The organism is Arthrobacter sp. TJ-265 (assembly GCF_058269135.1).
The window spans coordinates 64,998-81,582 of the sequence record NZ_JBZCND010000002.1 but is presented as its reverse complement, the minus strand read 5'-3'; the positions used below and the strand labels follow the sequence as shown (position 1 = coordinate 81,582).

14 protein-coding genes are annotated in these 16,585 nt (G+C 70.4%); 3 read left to right on the top strand and 11 right to left on the bottom strand.

Translation table 11 applies throughout. From position 1 onward, the window contains the following. Positions 1–52: 52 nt before the first annotated feature. Positions 53–313, bottom strand: a complete 261-nt coding sequence (locus AC4D2E_RS09080; RefSeq protein ID WP_490952394.1) for a hypothetical protein — start codon at positions 311–313, stop codon at positions 53–55. Between the two features lie 261 nt (positions 314–574). On the opposite strand from AC4D2E_RS09080, the gene AC4D2E_RS09075 reads away from it, so the two are divergent. Continuing rightward, positions 575–1,957 carry a serine/threonine-protein kinase gene (locus tag AC4D2E_RS09075; RefSeq protein ID WP_490952393.1) on the top strand — a complete coding sequence of 461 codons (1,383 nt, stop codon included), beginning with the start codon at positions 575–577 and terminating at the stop codon, positions 1,955–1,957. Then, positions 1,954–2,730, top strand: a complete 777-nt coding sequence (locus AC4D2E_RS09070; RefSeq protein ID WP_490952392.1) for a hypothetical protein — start codon at positions 1,954–1,956, stop codon at positions 2,728–2,730. The genes AC4D2E_RS09075 and AC4D2E_RS09070 overlap by 4 nt, the downstream gene beginning before the upstream one ends. Before the next feature lie 21 nt (positions 2,731–2,751). On the opposite strand, the gene AC4D2E_RS09065 is transcribed toward AC4D2E_RS09070, so the two are convergent. From AC4D2E_RS09065 to AC4D2E_RS09020, 10 genes are all read right to left on the bottom strand, one after another. Next, complete coding sequence (locus AC4D2E_RS09065) at positions 2,752–3,498, bottom strand: GAF and ANTAR domain-containing protein (RefSeq protein ID WP_490952391.1); 747 nt, start codon at positions 3,496–3,498, stop codon at positions 2,752–2,754. A 192-nt stretch (positions 3,499–3,690) separates the two neighbouring features. Continuing rightward, positions 3,691–4,380 carry a DUF3060 domain-containing protein gene (locus AC4D2E_RS09060; protein ID WP_490952390.1) on the bottom strand — a complete coding sequence of 230 codons (690 nt, stop codon included), beginning with the start codon at positions 4,378–4,380 and terminating at the stop codon, positions 3,691–3,693. 272 nt (positions 4,381–4,652) lie between these two features. Next, positions 4,653–5,585, bottom strand: a complete 933-nt coding sequence (locus AC4D2E_RS09055; RefSeq protein ID WP_490952389.1) for an NADP-dependent oxidoreductase — start codon at positions 5,583–5,585, stop codon at positions 4,653–4,655. 92 nt (positions 5,586–5,677) lie between these two features. Continuing rightward, positions 5,678–7,519 carry an acetyl/propionyl/methylcrotonyl-CoA carboxylase subunit alpha gene (locus AC4D2E_RS09050; protein ID WP_490952388.1) on the bottom strand — a complete coding sequence of 614 codons (1,842 nt, stop codon included), beginning with the start codon at positions 7,517–7,519 and terminating at the stop codon, positions 5,678–5,680. Positions 7,520–7,627: 108 nt separating this feature from the next. Continuing rightward, positions 7,628–8,260, bottom strand: a complete 633-nt coding sequence (locus tag AC4D2E_RS09045) for a Maf family protein (RefSeq protein WP_104168367.1) — start codon at positions 8,258–8,260, stop codon at positions 7,628–7,630. 103 nt (positions 8,261–8,363) lie between these two features. Then, positions 8,364–8,909 (bottom strand): AMIN-like domain-containing (lipo)protein, encoded by a 546-nt coding sequence (locus AC4D2E_RS09040; protein WP_490952706.1) that lies wholly within the window; start codon positions 8,907–8,909, stop codon positions 8,364–8,366. Positions 8,910–9,086: 177 nt separating this feature from the next. Beyond that, complete coding sequence (locus tag AC4D2E_RS09035) at positions 9,087–10,502, bottom strand: dicarboxylate/amino acid:cation symporter (protein WP_490952387.1); 1,416 nt, start codon at positions 10,500–10,502, stop codon at positions 9,087–9,089. 167 nt (positions 10,503–10,669) lie between these two features. Then, complete coding sequence (locus AC4D2E_RS09030; RefSeq protein ID WP_490910703.1) at positions 10,670–12,385, bottom strand: DUF885 domain-containing protein; 1,716 nt, start codon at positions 12,383–12,385, stop codon at positions 10,670–10,672. 93 nt (positions 12,386–12,478) lie between these two features. Beyond that, entirely contained in the window at positions 12,479–13,141 is a 663-nt protein-coding gene (locus AC4D2E_RS09025) for a DUF305 domain-containing protein (RefSeq protein WP_490952386.1), read from the bottom strand. A 14-nt stretch (positions 13,142–13,155) separates the two neighbouring features. Then, positions 13,156–15,261 (bottom strand): copper-translocating P-type ATPase, encoded by a 2,106-nt coding sequence (locus tag AC4D2E_RS09020; protein ID WP_490952385.1) that lies wholly within the window; start codon positions 15,259–15,261, stop codon positions 13,156–13,158. Positions 15,262–15,397: 136 nt separating this feature from the next. Here AC4D2E_RS09020 and AC4D2E_RS09015 point away from each other — a divergent pair, with 136 nt between their 5' ends. Beyond that, entirely contained in the window at positions 15,398–16,567 is a 1,170-nt protein-coding gene (locus AC4D2E_RS09015; protein WP_490952384.1) for a serpin family protein, read from the top strand. Positions 16,568–16,585: the final 18 nt, after the last annotated feature.

Sequence of the window (16,585 nt, the reverse complement as noted above, 5' to 3'; positions counted from 1 at the left end):
CGTCCGACGGCGCCGCACCCATCCGGGTGCGGCGCCGTCGGCCTGTGCGCTCTCAGAGCGGCAGCGGGTGTCGCAGCACTCCCACGGCGGTTCCCCGGCCGGAGAGGATGCGGCAGGCATCGATGGCGTCGATCTCGAGCGGATCCGCCCCGGAAGCTACACGCCGGATGAAGGTTCCACCGGCGGGTCCGGTCAGATCCAGATGGAACGGGTCCGTGTGGCTGGTCGCCCATTCGGCGATGATGTCCTCGACGATGCGCCCGTCGTGGAAGAGGTAGCCCAGCGGCTGCCATCCGGCGTCCAACCCGTCCACATCGCCCAGGGGCAGCAGTCGTAGCGCCCTTATCGGAAAGGCCGTCGGCGGGTTCGCGCAGGGCATCGCCCGCGCCGTGGTCGGGATCGGCAGCATGTCGCGCCGCGCCGCGCCGCGCCGGCCCGACCGCGCGCACGACGACACCGCTTCCCCCCGGGCCCGGCAGGCCCCGTACACTGGATGGAAAGTCGGCTTATCAAATCCCCGGACGTGCGCGGATCGCGCATGCCCGGAAGCCGCACAGCGGGGTAGTGGAAGCGGGTGGCATTGGAGCAGCAGGCACTGGCCGGGCGGTACGCCCTCGGGGAGCGGGTCGGCACCGGCGGGATGGCGGAGGTCTTCTCGGCCCGGGACACGAGGCTCGAGCGGGACGTGGCCGTCAAGCTCTTCCGGCCGGGCATCGCCGACGGCATCGAACGGGGCTCCGCGGAAGCGCGGATGCTCGCCGGGCTCGACCACCCAGGCCTGGTCCGCGTCCTGGACATGGACAGCGGCGACGACACCGGGGACAACGCCTACCTGGTCATGGAACTCGTCGACGGACCCGACCTGGGCGTACTGCTGCGCTCCGGCGGTCCGCTCGACAGCGAGGACGTCCGCCTCCTGGCGCTCGACCTCGCCCGCACCCTCCAGTACATCCACGGCCGCGGGATCGTGCACCGTGACCTGAAACCCTCGAACGTCCTGACCCGGCAGGCGGAGGCGGACAGCGGCGTCTTCCGCTTCCTGCTCACCGACTTCGGCATCGCCCGTTTCTTCGACGGCAGCCGGATGACCGCCACGGGCCAGGTGATCGGCAGTGCCGCGTACTTCAGTCCCGAACAGACACGGGGCGACGGCGTGGGCCAGCCCTCGGACATCTATTCCCTCGGCCTCGTGCTGATCGAGGCCCTGACGGGGGAGCGGGCCTTCCCCGGAACCGGTGTCGAAGCCGCCCTGGCGCGCCTGCACCGCAGCCCGTCCATCCCGCACTCGGCCGGCCCCGCCCTCTCGGCGCTCCTGGTGTCCATGATGCTCGACGAGCCGGCCGACCGGCCCGATGCCGGCCGCGTGGTCCGGGCCCTGATGGCCATGGGCCCGCAGAACGATCGCGCGAACGCGGCCACGGTCATGCTGCCCGCAGGTGTGGCACGCACGACGACGATGCCTCCGGGCGGCGCCGCGCCGCGCTCAGCCGCGGCGGCATCGGACACGGCAGCCTTCGGTGGCGTGGCGTCCCGAACGGCGGGGACCGGGGGTGCGGCATCCCCTACGGCGTCGGACACCGCGGCCCGCACGGCGGCCACATCCACGGAGGCTACTCGGACTGCGGCTGACACGGTGCCCGGCCCGATGGTCGAGCCCGCTGCTCCCGCTATCGCGGTGTCCGACCACCGGGGCGTGTCGGCGACAGTTCCCCACCCGGCGGACCGGGGTCCTACCGCCCCACGGCGGCAGCCGGCCGGAGCCCGTCCCTCCGGACGCCGGCGGCACGTGCTCCCGTGGCTGGTCACGCTGCTCGTCATCGGGCTTGTCACGGCCGCCCTGTGGGCCTTCACCACCACGACCGCTCCCGAGCCGGGATCCGGGATCGAACCCCTGCCGGCAGTCCCCGGCGAGACAGGCGAGAAATTGCAGGAACTCTACGACAGCGTGCAGCCATGACCGCCCTCCGCAGGCAGATGCTGCCCCTCCTGGTCGGCGCGGCGCTCCTCCTCACCGCCTGTGGGAACGAGGCCCTGGACGCCGGCACGGCCGGGGACTTCCAGGCCGAGGTCCGAGCCATCGCCACGTCGGCCGCCGCCGGTGACGCCGACGGCGCCGTCGTCCTGGCTCAGCGGCTGAAGGACCGCGTGGACGGCGCCCGGAGCGACGGCAGCGTCACCGAGGACCGTGCTGCCGTGATCAGCACGCGCATCGACGCCCTGATCGCCTCGCTCGACGCGGGACAGGTCCCCGTCGTGACTCCGGGGGAATCGATCGAGGCGCCGGCCGAAGCGCCGTCGGACACCTCGACGCCGGTGGTCCCGGATGACGTTCCTGCGCCCGCGCAGCCTGTGCCCACTGAGGCGCAGCCCACTCCCGCCGACGAACCCCCGGCCCTGCCCGCTCCTGCTCCGGACCCCGACGACGGCACGGTCCCTGATGGCACGGAGCCCAACGAGACGGAGCCCGACGAGACCGAGCCCGACGAGACCGAGCCTGACGAGACGGATGCCGACGACGACGTCACGGGCGACGATGCCGGCAGCGACGATCCGAGTGGCGAGGACGCCCCCGGTCAGGGCGCACGGGAGAACAGTGGAGGCCCGGCCGCCGAGAAAGCAGCCCAGAAGGCTGCCGAGCAGCAGCGCAAGGCCGAGGACAAGGCCAGGGAAGCCGCCCAGCGCGGGGAGAAGAGCCCTCCCGGGAACGGCAAGGGCAACGAGGCCGGCTAGCGCTCCCGCATCGCGCGCCCGTCAGTGCGCGGTGTCCCTGTGGGGTAGGTCGCCGCTGCTGATGAGGTGCTCGGCGACGTTCCAGAGCTTCAGGTGGGTGCGCTGGCTTGCCATGGACAGCACGATGAAGGCCTGCTCGCCGGTGATCTTGTGGCGTTCCATGAGGATGCCCTTGGCCTGACCGATGGCGTCCCTGGAATCGATGGCCTGGTGGAGTTGCCGGCTCTTCTCGGCCTCGGCGAACGCCACCGCCGCGTGGGAGGCGACCAGCAGGCCCACATTCTCCGACTCGTCCGTGAACGCGTCGGCCTCGTACGAGTAGAGGTTCAGCGCCCCCAGGTCGTCGCCCTGGACCCACAGCTGGATGGAGAGCATCCCCTTGGCGCCGGCCTCGGCGGCCCGCGGCGCGAACAGCGGCCACCGCTGCTCATGCGCCATGTCGGGGACCCGCACGGTCCGGTGCTCGTACGCCGATTCCAGGCACGGGCCCTGCCCGGTCTCCATCTGCAGTGCGTCGATGCGCCTCGGTAGTTCCCCGGAGGGGGCGTGGGCGCCGATGTGCTTGCGCCCGAGGACAAGACTGACGGAGCCTTCGTCGACCCCGGGGATCAGGTCGAGGGCCGCGTGGACGAAGCCGGCGAGGATCGCGTCGGAGTCCGGTTCCCCCTGCAGTTCGCGAGCCAACTCGGCCAGTTCCGTGGCGAGATCGCGTACCCGCACACTGCCGCCGTGCTGCGGCGACAACCCACCCCTGAGTTCCTCGCTCATGCTTCGCACATCCCGGCCGCGGCACGTCGATGGGTCGGGGCAGTGCTGTGCTCGCTATATCCCTTGTCGTTTCGTACGTGTGCCATGGGGCTCCCCTGGTGGAACGGCAGTAGCGGTCCTCCGCCAGGGTCCGGGGCGAGAACCCCAAGCGTGCTCGTTTATCGGGGAGAAGTCAACAGCAGTGGACCCCCGTCAGGAAGCCGAGACCGAGTTGCTCCCTTCGGTCTCGACGACCGGGTCACCGGTCCGATAGGTGATGGTGTTGTCGTTGCCTTCGACGTCGATCGCGCGGGTCTCGCCGACCTCGACGGTGTTGCCGTCACCGTCGACGCTGATCTCCTCCACGGCGTCTGCTTCTGCCGTGTTGCTGTTGCCTTCGATGTCGATCATGTCGGCGGAGCCACCGGAAATCGTATTGTTGTCGCCGTCGATCTCGATGTCCTCGCAGTCACCGGTGACGGTCACCTCCACGTTATTGCTCTCGACGTCGATGTCGCCGCCACTTGAGCACTCCACCGTGACCGGCGTGGTGGAGCTGGTGATCGTGTGCTCGTCGCCCGCTCGCAGTGTGATGGTGGTTGTACCGGCCCCTGCGCTGGGAGTCGCTGACGCCCCGGACCCACCGGCAGCACCCGAAGGGCTCGCACTGGCAGACGAACTGGCAGACGAACTGGCAGACGAACTGGCAGACGAACTGGCAGACGATCTCGCAGACGGACTGGCCGACGAACCGGCAGCGGGACTCGTTGCCGCACCGCCGTCATCGGTCTGCGTCGCCGTGGTAGCGGGGTCTGGGCTCGGTTCCGCCGAGCATCCGGCCAGCAGCAGAATGGCTGCAGCGAGAAGTCCTGCACGCGTCACGGGGTGGTTCTGGAAACTCATCGATCTCTCCCTGGCTGCCGAGTAAACTTCTGCGCCGATCCGTGGTCGGGCGTACCAGCGAGGACCACTGGACTTGCAAGGCTAGTGGCCGGCGGGTTCCGGAGCGAAGATCCGACGGCGATCGGAGGCGCTTGAACGTCCGTACTCATTCATGCCCCACGGTTCTGCCGGTGGCCGACATCGCGCCGTCCGGGAGAAGAGGCACGTGGTGGTCGTGCTCCAGCACGACCACCACGTGAGGTCGGGACGTCGGCGCTCCCGGCCCTGGCGATCTAGAAGGTCAGCACCAGCCGACCGCGGACGCCTCCTGCTTCGAGACGACGGTGCGCTTCGGCGGCGTCCTCGGCGGCCAGTGTGTCCGCCACGCGCGCCGTGAGGATGCCGTCCTCCACCGCCTGGCGGAGGCCGTCGAGCTTGGCGGCGGAGAGGTACTCGTCGAACACCCAGACAGCCTCGAAACGGATGTCGCGGGTAGGTCGATCGCCCTTCCAGCCCCGGACCGAGACGAAGACTCCCTGATCGCGCACCGCGGGTACGACGTCGCCGTGCAGCAGCGCTGTGTCAGCAACGGCGTCGACGCCGTCGGGAAAGATCTCCCTGATGCGCTCGGCGAGGTCCGCGCCCCGATCGAGGACGTGATCGGCTCCAAGACCCTCCACCAGGGGACGATCCTTCGGTGCTGCGTCCGTGATCACGACCAGGCCCTGCTGCTTGGCGAGCTGGATCGTGTAGTTGCCCAGCGTCCCGGCCCCACCCGTGACGGCGAGGACCTGTCCGGGCTGCAGTGCTGCGAGTTCGAGGATCTGCACGGCGGTGAGGCCGTTCATGGGAAGGGTGGCGGCTTCCTCGAGCGTGGTGTTCGCGGGGATCCGCGCGATCGAGTCGTCGGGTGCCACGAGGTATTCGACGTATGCGCCGCCGTGGTGCCCCAGGGGCAGCGCGATCGCCATGACCGCGTCGCCGACGGACCACGTGCTGCCGTCGCCCACTTCGTCGATGACACCGGCGGCATCCATCCCCGGCATGTAGGGCGGCTCGGACCGGCTCATGTCATAGGCGCCCGTGCGGACGTTCGTGTCGGTGGGGCTGACGGCGGCAGCCCTGACCCTGATGCGTACTTCCTTCTCACCGGGATGTGGCTCGGGAAGATCCTGAACGGTCAGGACCTCGGGGCCGCCGAACTCCGTGACTCCGATTGCTTTCATGACGAACCAACTCCGTGACATTTTGTGGCTTGTGGAAACTACCGACAGTTCCAGAACGGAGATCAGGGCGGAGTCATTCCACGGCAGGACGGCTAGTCGCGGATGGTGGCGAGGACCGAGCCGGCGGACACGGTGTCGCCGGGCTTCGCCGTCAGGCCGGACAGCTTGCCCGATTTGTGCGCCGTGAGCGGCTGCTCCATCTTCATGGCCTCGAGCACCATGATGAGATCGCCCTCGGTCACCTTGTCGCCGTCGGACACCGCGACCTTCACGATGGTGCCCTGCATGGGGGACGTCAGCTCGTCGCCGCTCACCGCCGTCTTGGCGGCCCGGGCGCGCGAGGACTTCTTGGATTTCGCCGGTGCGGCCGGCTTGCCGTTCGGCGTCGCGCCCAACCCGGCGGGCAGCACCACCTCCAGGCGGCGCCCGCCGACCTCCACGGTGACGCGCTGGCGGACATCGTCGTCCGCGGTGGGTTCGGCGGGCCCCTTCCACGGCTCGATGGTGTTGGTGAATTCCGTCTCGATCCAGCGCGTGTGCACCGAAAAGGGGCCGTCGACGGGCGCGAACGCGGGATCCTCGACGACGGCGGCGTGGAACGGGAGCACGGTCGGCATGCCCTCCACGACCATCTCCCTGAGTGCCCGGCGTGCGCGCTGCAGGGCCTGGTCGCGGGTGGCGCCGCTGACGATCAGCTTGGCGAGCATGGAGTCGAAGTTGCCGCCGATCACCTCGCCGGCTTCGATGCCGGAGTCCACGCGGATGCCCGGCCCGGTCGGGAGGGTGAGCGTCTGCACGGTGCCGGGTGCGGGCATGAAGCCGCGGCCGGCGTCCTCGCCGTTGATGCGGAACTCGAACGAGTGGCCGCGGACCTCGGGGTCCCCGTATCCGAGTTCCTCACCGCGGGCGATGCGGAACTGTTCGCGCACGAGGTCGAGGCCCGTGACCTCCTCGGAGACGGGGTGCTCCACCTGGAGCCGCGTGTTCACCTCGAGGAAGGAGATGGTGCCGTCCTGGCCCACGAGGAACTCGCAGGTGCCCGCCCCCTGGTACGCCGCCTCGCGCAGGATGGCCTTGGAGGCCTCGTAGAGCTGGGTGTTCTGTGCGGCGGAGAGGAAGGGGGCGGGCGCTTCCTCCACGAGCTTCTGGTTGCGGCGCTGCAGGGAGCAGTCGCGCGTGGAGACCACGACGACGTTTCCGTGGGCGTCCGCGAGGCACTGCGTCTCGACGTGGCGCGGGGCGTCGAGGAATCGCTCCACGAAGCACTCACCGCGGCCGAAGGCCGCCGTCGCCTCGCGCACGGCGGAGTCGAACAGCTCGGGGATCTCCTCGTGGCTGCGGACCACCTTGATGCCGCGTCCGCCCCCGCCGAACGCCGCCTTGATCGCGATGGGAAGCCCGAACTCGGTGGCGAAGTCGATGACTTCCTGGACGGACTCCACCGGGTCCGTGGTGCCCGGGACCAGCGGCGCGCCGACGCGCTGTGCGATGTGCCGCGCCTGGACCTTGTCGCCGAGCTGCGCGATCGAGTGCGGGGAGGGCCCGACCCACGTGATGCCGGCATCGAGGACCCGCTGCGCGAACTCGGCGTTCTCCGACAGGAAGCCGTAGCCGGGGTGGATGGCGTCGGCGCCGCTGCGCTCCGCGGCCTCCAGGATGCGGTCCATGACCAGATAGGACTCCGCGGCGGTCTCCCCACCGAGCGCGAACGCCTCGTCGGCCATGCGGACGTGCAGGGCATCGCGGTCCGGCTCCGCATACACCGCGACCGACGCGATTCCCTCGTCACGGGCGGCGCGGATGACCCGGACGGCGATCTCCCCCCGGTTGGCGACCAGGACCTTCGTCACCCGGCGGTGCTGCCGGGGGTCGGTGCCGGCGCTGTGGGCGTTCGCAGGGGTGGACTCGGACGGGCTGAGGGGGGACTGGCTCATGGGGGGTGGGGCTCCTTCTTCTCTCGTGGGAGCCTAGCCCGGTTTGGTGGCTTCCGCCCATGGATCGTGCCGAACGGGAGTGTTGTGCGGTGATCCTTTGTAGGGAACCTACAAGGAGGCCGTGGGCGACCAGAGGTCCGTCACGGAGACGCCGGCCGAGAGCAGGAGCGCGCGGAGCGTGGAGATGCTGAGCCCGACCACGGCGTGCGGATCGCCGTCGACGCGCTCGATGAAGGCGCCGCCCAAGCCGTCGATGGTGAAGGATCCGGCGCAGTGCAGGGGCTCGCCGCTGGCCACGTACGCCTCCACCTCGGCGTCGGACATCGCGCCGAAGTGGACGGTCGCCGAGGAGACCGCCCCGACGGTCGCCCCGGAGCCGCCGGCGCGCGTGTCCACGAGCCAGTGGCCCGTGTGCAGGACGCCGGAGCGGCCGCGCATGCGGCTGATGCGTTCGATCGCGACCGCCGGTTCGTAGGGCTTTCCGTGCGCCTCGCCGTCGAACTCGAACACGGAGTCGCACCCGAGGACGAGGGCGTCGTCCGCCTCCTCCAGCGCCGCGACGGCCTCGGCCTTGGCGCGCCCCAGCAGCAGCGAGGTGTCGTGCGCGTCGAGGTCGCCGTAGGCGGCGACGACGGCGGGCTCGTCGACGTCGGAGACGAGCACCGAGTGCCGGATGCCGGCGTCGTCGAGGAGTCGGGTGCGGGCAGGGGACTTCGACGCGAGGATCAGGCGGAGGGTCATGCACCAAGCCTAGGTGCCTCTGCGGCACCCGGTTCCACCGCGCGGTTCCACCGGCGGGAGCCGCCGGCCGCGTCACCTTCCGGGGGCGCGACCGGCAGGATCGTCACCAGCGGTGCGCGACGTCGATCACCACCCTCGACCCGGCACCGGGGCCGGGTACCACGAAGACCCGCATGGGAAGGCGTGCCCTCACCCCGATCCCCAAGCTCGTATATCCCTCGTAGCTTCCGCCGAATGCGACCTGGCGGAAGGTGGTGTAGCCCGCGACGTTCACGACCCTCCTGGGGTTGGCGGGCTGATAGGCGGCCTGCCCGGCGCTGTTGTAGGCCGGAGCGTGCACCGACACGGACAGTCGCGCGCCGCCACTGAGGGCGATCGGCAGCCCGGACCCGATGCCGGTGAACTGGGAGACGTACCGGACGTCGTATCCGACTCCGCGTCCCCGCGCGTCGATGACCAGCCGGTCGAAGCACGCGTGTCGGCCCGCGCGGACGTTGGTGACGGGAGCCGGGGACATCGTGGAGGCGACTTTCGCCGTCGAGCCCCATGTGATGCCGCAGTATGCGGCGGATGCCGGAGGTCCCCCTGCGAGGCCGAGGCCTGCTGCGAGGGCGAGAGCGGCGAGTGTGGCGGAGAGCTTCCCCGTCATGCGCGATTTGTTCACGGCGCACCACCTGGTCGAACTGGATAGGGAGGTCAATCGTCCTCCCGTATCCGGTGGAAAGCGCCGTCGCTGCCCGGAACGGCGCCGAATCGTTAGCGCAGACGCAGGTCGGCCCGCTCCCGGGCGGATGCCGGGGCGGGCCGTCGCTGCAGCGGGCGGGACCTAGCGGGTCACGGACGCCGAGATGCCGTCGTTGGGGGCGGCGGCCGCGTCGGCTGCGTCGGTCACGCTGTCATCGGCGAACGGGTCGCCGGTGCGCTGGGCGTTGTAGAGGTCGAGGTCCAGCAGGCCCTCGCGCCGGGCGACGATCGTCGGGACAAGGGCCTGGCCCGCCACGTTCACGGCGGTGCGACCCATGTCGAGGATGGGGTCGACGGCGAGGAGCAGGCCGACGCCGGCCAGGGGCAGTCCCAGCGTGGAGAGCGTGAGCGTCAGCATGACGACGGCGCCGGTGGTCCCGGCGGTCGCCGCGGAGCCGAGCACGGAGACGAGAGCGATCAGCAGGTACTGGGTGAGGCTGAGGTCGATCCCGAAGAACTGGGCCACGAAGATCGCGGCGATCGCCGGGTAGATGGCCGCGCAGCCGTCCATCTTCGTCGTCGCGCCCAGGGGCACGGCGAACGACGCGTACCCGCGGGGTACTCCGAGGTTCCGCTCCGTGACGCGCTGCGTGAGCGGCAGCGTGCCCACCGACGAGCGCGAGACGAAGGCCAGCTGGATGGCGGGCCAGGCGCCGGAGAAGTACTGCCTGACCGACAGCCCGTGCGCCTTGATGAGCACGGGGTACACCGCGAACAGCACGAGGGCCAGGCCCACGTAGATGGCCAGGGTGAACTTCCCGAGCGAGCCGATGGTGTCCCAGCCGTAGACGGCCACGGCGTTGCCGATGAGGCCGATCGTGCCGAGCGGGGCGATCCGGATGATCCACCAGAGGACCTTCTGGATGACGGCCAGGGCGGAGGCGTTGACGGCGAGGAACGGTTCGGCCTGCTTGCCCACCTTCAGGGCGGCGATGCCGACGGCCACGGCGACCACGAGGACCTGCAGCACGTTGAAGTTCAGGGCCGTGGTGACGGCTCCCGACTCGGCGACGGCCGAGGAGGCCTGGAGGCCGAGGAAGTTGGCGGGGATGAGCCCGGTCAGGAAGGCCCACCAGCTTCCCGTGTTGCCGGTGTACTCGGCGGGCTGGGTCGCGTCCGTGCCGGCGCCGGGCTGGAAGAGGACACCGAGGCCGATGCCGATGACCACGGCGATCAGGGCGGTGATGGCGAACCACAGCAGGGTCTGGCCGGCGAGCCGTGCAGCGTTGGTGACGGCGCGGAGGTTCGCGATGGAGCTCACGACGGCGGTGAAGATCAGGGGGACGACGGCGGCGCGGAGCAGGGCCACGTAGCTCGAGCCGAGGGTGGCGAGCGTGGTGCCGAGGCCGGTGGGCGTCTCCTGGGTGTGCCCCGTGTACTTGGCGATGAGGCCGAGGGCCAGCCCGACGACCAGGGCTGCGATGATCTGCGGTCCGAAGGAGGTCGCCCAGCGGGGCAGCCTGCGCCGGGTGGGCGGGGAGCTGGTTTCAGTAGACACGCCCGAAACTCTAGGGATGCCGTATACCAAGGCGAAGCGGAAGTTGCGGAATGTTACGGAGCGGCCAATCGCCGTCGTCGCCGATGCCGCGGGACTTCCGCGGAATGCCGCCACCGCCGCGGGCGGACCGGGGGAGCGCCCCGGCCCGCCTGTGACGAACGTCTACGTCAGGAGACCAGGGCGCGGCGCAGCGTATCGAGTCCCACGGAGCCCAGGTTGAGGGCCCGTGTGTGGAAGGCGCGGAGGTCGAACGCCTCACCTTCGGCCGCCCGGACCTCGTCGCGGATCTGTTCCCAGAGCCGCTGGCCGATCTTGTAGGACGGCGCCTGCCCCGGCCAGCCGAGATAGCGCGTGAACTCGAAGCTGAGCTGCCCCTCGCTGATGGCGATGTTCTTCCTCAGGAAGTCGTAGCCCTTCTCCGGCGTCCAGGTGCCTTCGCCCCACCGCTCGGGGATCTCCAGTTCGAGGTGGACGCCGAGGTCGAACACCACGCGCGCGGCGCGCATGCGCTGGGCGTCGAGCATCCCGAGGCGGTCACCGGGATCGGACAGGAACCCGAGTTCCTGCATGAGGCGTTCGGCGTACAGGGCCCAGCCCTCGCCCTGCCCGGACACCCAGATGGCGTTGCGGCGCCAGGGGTTCAGCAGCGCGCGCTGGTACGTCGCCGTCGCGACCTGCAGGTGATGCCCCGGGACCCCCTCGTGGTAGACGGTGGTCGTCTCCTTCCAGGTGGTGAAGGAATCCTCGCCCTCGGGCACGGACCACCACATGCGGCCGGGGCGCGAGAAGTCGTCGCTGGGGCCGGTGTAGTAGATGCCGCCCTCGTTGGTCGGGGCGATCCTGCACTCGAGGCGCCGCATCACGTCGGGGATGTCGAAGTGGACCCCGGCCATGGCGTCCACCGCCCTGTCGGAGAGTCCCTGCATCCAGGCCTGCAGCGCCTCGGTGCCCCGGAGCTGGCGGGCGGGGTCCTCGTCGAGGATGCGGATGGCCTCCTCGATCGAGGCGCCCTCCCGGATCTCGTTCGCCACAGCCTCCTGCTCGGCGATGACGCGGTCGAGCTCTTCGACGCCCCACCGGTACGTCTCCTCGAGGTCGACGGCGGACCCGAGGAAGACACGCGACATCAGGGCGTAGTGCTCGCGGCCGACGGCGTCCTTCTCGGGGGCGGAGGGGAGGAGGTCGTCCTGCAGGAAGGACGCAAGGGTGCGGTAGGCGCCGCGGGCGGCCTCGGCACCGGACCGCAGCCGGTCGCGGACACCCTCGGGCAGCTCGCCGTCGTCCGCGGTGGCGGTCGCGCCGAGGGCGTCGAAGAATCCGCCGTCCTCCGCGTACTTGGTGGACTGTTCGATCACGATGGCGACCTGGCGGCGTGCGGCGACCAGGCCGCGCTCCCGACCGGCGCGGAGGGAGGAGATGTAGCCGTCGATCGCGCCGGGCACGTTCGCCATGCGTCCGGCGATGTGATCCCATTCCTCCGCGGTGGCGGTGGGCATGAGGTCGAAGATCGCGCGGATGTTCTGGGCGGGGCAGGCGATGTTGTTCAGCTCGGAGTAGCCGAACCCGGCGTCGTGGATCTCGAGGTCCAGTCCGAGCCTCTCCCGCATGGCGTCCAGCGTGACGGCGTCGACGTCGTCGGTCGGCTGCAGGTCCTCGAGCCGGCGCAGGGTGGTGCGGGCGGCTTCGGCGAGGGCCTCGATCCCGGCGGGCGAGTAGTCCTGGTACTCCGTCTCGTGGCCGGGCAGGCCGAGCTCGGTGGCGAAGTTGGGCATCAGCTCGAGCAGGGTCTCGTAGTACGACGTGGCGACGGCGTCGATGGCCGTGGCCTGCCGCGCGGGCTGCTCGCTGGAGGACGGGGAGGGGGCTGGGGTGTCGTGGGTCACGTTCCGAGCCTAGCGGCAGACCGTTGCCGGAGGCTACCGAGTGGGTGGTGCCGGTGTGGCTCGGACGGACGGCCACACCGGCGGATCCCGGGATCAGGGGGACGCGAGCAACTCCTTCATCTCGTCGATCTCGGCCTGCTGCGTCGTCACGATGGTCTCGGCCAGCTCGATCGCGTCCGGATTCTCGCCGTTCCCGATCTCGTCCTGCGCCATCTCGATCGCGCCCTCGTGGTGGACCGTCATGGACTCGAGGAACAGGCGCGAGGCCTCGGTGCCCTCGGCGCGCTCGAGCTCGGCCATCTCGTCCTCGTTGAGCATCCCCTCCATGCCTTCCATGGGGCCAGACCCGGATCCCATGCCGTCTCCGTCGCCCATGCCTTCCATGTCTCCCATGTCGTGGCTCTCCATGCTGTCCGGACCCATGGCGTTGTCCCAGGTCTCCAGCCAGCCCTTCATGGTGGCGATCTCGGGCGCCTGTGCGTCCCTGATCTGTGTCGCGAGGTCGCTGATCTCGGGGCTGGTGCCGTCCTTGGCGAGCATCAGCTCGCTCATCTCCACCGCCTGCTCGTGGTGGGGGATCATCATCCGGGAGAACATCACGTCCGCCTGGTTGTGCTCCTCGGATACGGTGCCGGCGCTGGCCGGCGACGTCGTCGAGCCTGCGCCGGTGCCTGCGTCGGTGCCTGTGGTGACGCAGGCGGAAAGGGTGAGGGCGGCGGCGAGGCCCAGTGCTGCCATGGAAAGGTTCTGCTTCATGATGCTCAGGTCCTTCAGTGTTCGGTGGTGGTCGACGGGGTGTGGATCCGCTCCGGGCGGAGGTCGATCCGCCGCAGCAGCTGCGCGTTCAGGGCTACGACGATCGTGGACACGCTCATCAGGACCGCGCCCGCAGCGGGGGAGAGGAGGATCCCCGCGAAGGCCAGCACCCCTGCTGCGAGGGGCACGGCCACCACGTTGTAGCCGGTGGCCCAGACGAGGTTCTGGATCATCTTGCGGTAGCTCGCGCGGGACAGGTCGATCATCGCCAGCACTGATCGGGGGTCGTTCCCCGCCAGGACCACGCCCGCCGATTCCATGGCGACATCCGTGCCTGCCCCGATCGCGATGCCCACCTCGGCGCGCGCGAGGGCCGGGGCGTCATTGACGCCGTCCCCCACCATCGCGACCCTCAGGCCGCGCGCCTGCAGTTCGGCGACCTTCGAATCCTTGTCCTGCGGCAGGACCTCGGCGAACACCTCGTCGACCCCCAGGTCCGCTGCGACGGCGTCGGCCACCTGGCGTGCATCGCCAGTGATCATGGCGACCTTCACCCCGCGGGACTGCAGGGCCGTCACGGCGGCACGGGATTCCTCGCGGACCCTGTCCTCGAGCCTCACCGCACCGATCACGGCGCCGTCGCTGATGACGTGCAGCACGGAGGCGCCGCGGCCCACCCATGCCCGGACGGTACCCCCGATGTCCGGCGGAGTACCGAGGCCGAGTTCCCGGAGCATCGCGGGCCCGCCCACCGCGACGTCATGGCCGTCGACGGTCGCCCGGACGCCGCGGCCGGTCAGGGAACTGAAGCCGGTTCCGGCGTAGGCGAGATCCGCCGCAGCGGGGTCGGCCTGTGCGGCGGACACGATGGCCCGCGCCACGGGGTGCTCGCTGTCCGCTTCCGCGGCTGCGGCCAGGGCCAGCAGTTCCCCCTCCGGGACGCCGCCGACGGCGGTGGTCGCCGTGACCGCGGGGCGGCCCTCGGTGAGGGTTCCGGTCTTGTCGAAGAGCACGACGTCGACCGTGCGCATTCGTTCGAGGGCCATCCGGTTCTTGATGAGCACCCCGGCCTTCGCGGCGCGTTCGGTGGAGATCGCGATGACCAGCGGGATCGCCAGTCCCAGGGCGTGCGGGCAGGCTATCACGAGGACCGTGACGGTGCGGATCACGGCATCGTCCGGGCTCCCGAGGAGCATCCAGGCGACGAAGGTCAGGATGCCGGCGCCGAGCGCGAAGTAGAACAGCAGTGCGGCGGCCCGGTCCGCGAGGGCCTGGGCCTTCGAGGAGGATGCCTGCGCCTCGGCGACCAGGCGCTGGATGCCGGCGAGCGTCGTCTCGGAGCCGACGGCGGTCACCTCCATACGGACCGCGGTGTCGGTCGCCACCGTGCCGGCGACGACCGTCTCGCCGATCGTGCGGGAGACGGTGCGGGATTCCCCGGTGATCATCGATTCGTCGAACTCCGCGGTCCCGTCGACGATCCTCCCGTCCGCCGGGACGCGTGCGCCGGAACGGACCAGGAGGACGTCGCCCGTCGCCAGGGTGCTGACCGGCACGGTCTCGACCCCGGCAGCGGTGACCCGGTCCGCCTCGTCGGGGAGCAGCGCGGCCAGGGCGTCGAGGGCTCCGGCGGCCGACCCGAGGGCCCGCATCTCCATCCAGTGCCCGAGCAGCATGATGACGATCAGCAGGGCGAGCTCCCACCAGAAATCGAGGTCGAACCCGCCGATGCCGAGGGTGGTGATCCACGAGGCGGCGAACGCGACGCTGATGGCCATCGCGATCAGCAGCATCATGCCCGGCTGCCGGGATCTCAGCTCCGCCACCCCGCCCTTCAGGAACGGGGTGCCGCCGTAGACGAAGATCACCGTGCCGAGGATCGGGGCGATCCACGCCGAGCCGGGGAATTCCGGCGGCATGGACCCCAGGAGCATGGTGAACATGGGGCTGAACGCCAGGACGGGGATCGCGAGGGCGAGGCTGATCCAGAAGCGCTGCCTGAACATCGCCGTGGAATGGCCGGCGTGCTCGCCCTGGGAGTGGACCTGGTGATCCTCGTCCACGCCATGACCCTCGTGTTCCGCAGGTGGCGGAGCTGTGGTGGATCGATTCCTGTCCATGATGTCCTCTCCTTCTCCGATGCCCGTAAACATATACCCCCCAGGGGTATACGTCAAGGGCGGGTTCCGCTTCCCGCCCCATGGTCAATTCCCGGGCCCGCGCCTACCGTGGGGGAATTACGCGAGGGGGATTTCCATGAAGCAGTTCAGGGCGCCTGTGGCGCGCATCGTCGTCGAACCGGAACGGTATGCCGACGCCGAGGAGGCCCTCCGACGCTCGGCCTTCCGGCTCGGGGTGGCCCTCACCGCGCGCCCCGACACCAACCAGGTCTCCAGCCCGGTCAGCGCGCTCTATGCCCTGTCGATGCTGCGCGCCGGCGCGGGCTCGACGACGGCGGCTGAGATGGACGCGGTCCTGGGGCTCCCGGACGAGCACCACGCGGCGATGAACGCGCTCCTCGCGACGGTGCAGTACTTCGACGGCGACCCCGTCAGCGTCGACGAGGAGGATCTGCCCGGGCAGCCCCTCGTGCACCTCGCCAACGCGGTCTTCGTCCCCGAGGGCGGGGAGATCGGGGAGGCGTTCCTCGCCACGCTCGCCCGGTACTACGGTGCGGGGGTCCACCCGGTGGACTTCGCGGACCCCGCCACGCCGGGGCTGATCGACGACTGGGTGTGGAGGGAGACCGGCGGCCGCGTCGCCAGGGCCCCGCTGGCGGTCGGCGCGGACACCGGGCTGTCGATGTTGAACGCCGTGTACTTCGCCGCGGCCTGGGATGAACCGTTCGATGCCTCCGGAACGGGCCAGGACCCCTTCACCCTGGTCACCGGCACGCGGGTCCTCGTCCCGACGATGCACGGCTACCGCTGGGTCCGGTACGCCGTGGGGCCCGACTGGCAGGGCATCGACCTGCCCTACGGGGGCGGTTTCTTCCTGCGGCTCGTCCTGCCTGCCGAGGGGGTCCCGCCCGCCTGGGACGAACAGGAGCTGGCCGGCATCGCGGACGGACTCGACGCGGCGGAGAGCATCCGCGTGGATCTCTCGCTGCCGACGTGGGAGCACAGCCTCCATCTGGACCTGATCGGGGTGCTGGCGGGTCTGGGGCTGGCGAAGACCGTAGGTCCGGGCGCCGACTTCGACGCCATCCATCCCGGGCTCCGCGTCTCGGGGGCTGCCCAGGCCGCGACCATCACGGTGGCCGAGAAGGGCACCATCGCCGCGGCCGTCACCCAGCTGGCCATGATGACGAGCGCTCCAGTGCCTCCCGAGGTCAGCATCGCCTTCGACCGGCCGTTCGGCTACCAGATCATCCACGAGGACACGGGGCTGCCGCTCTTCCTCGGCACGGTCGCCGATCCGCGCTGACGAGGCCGGGCGTCCGCC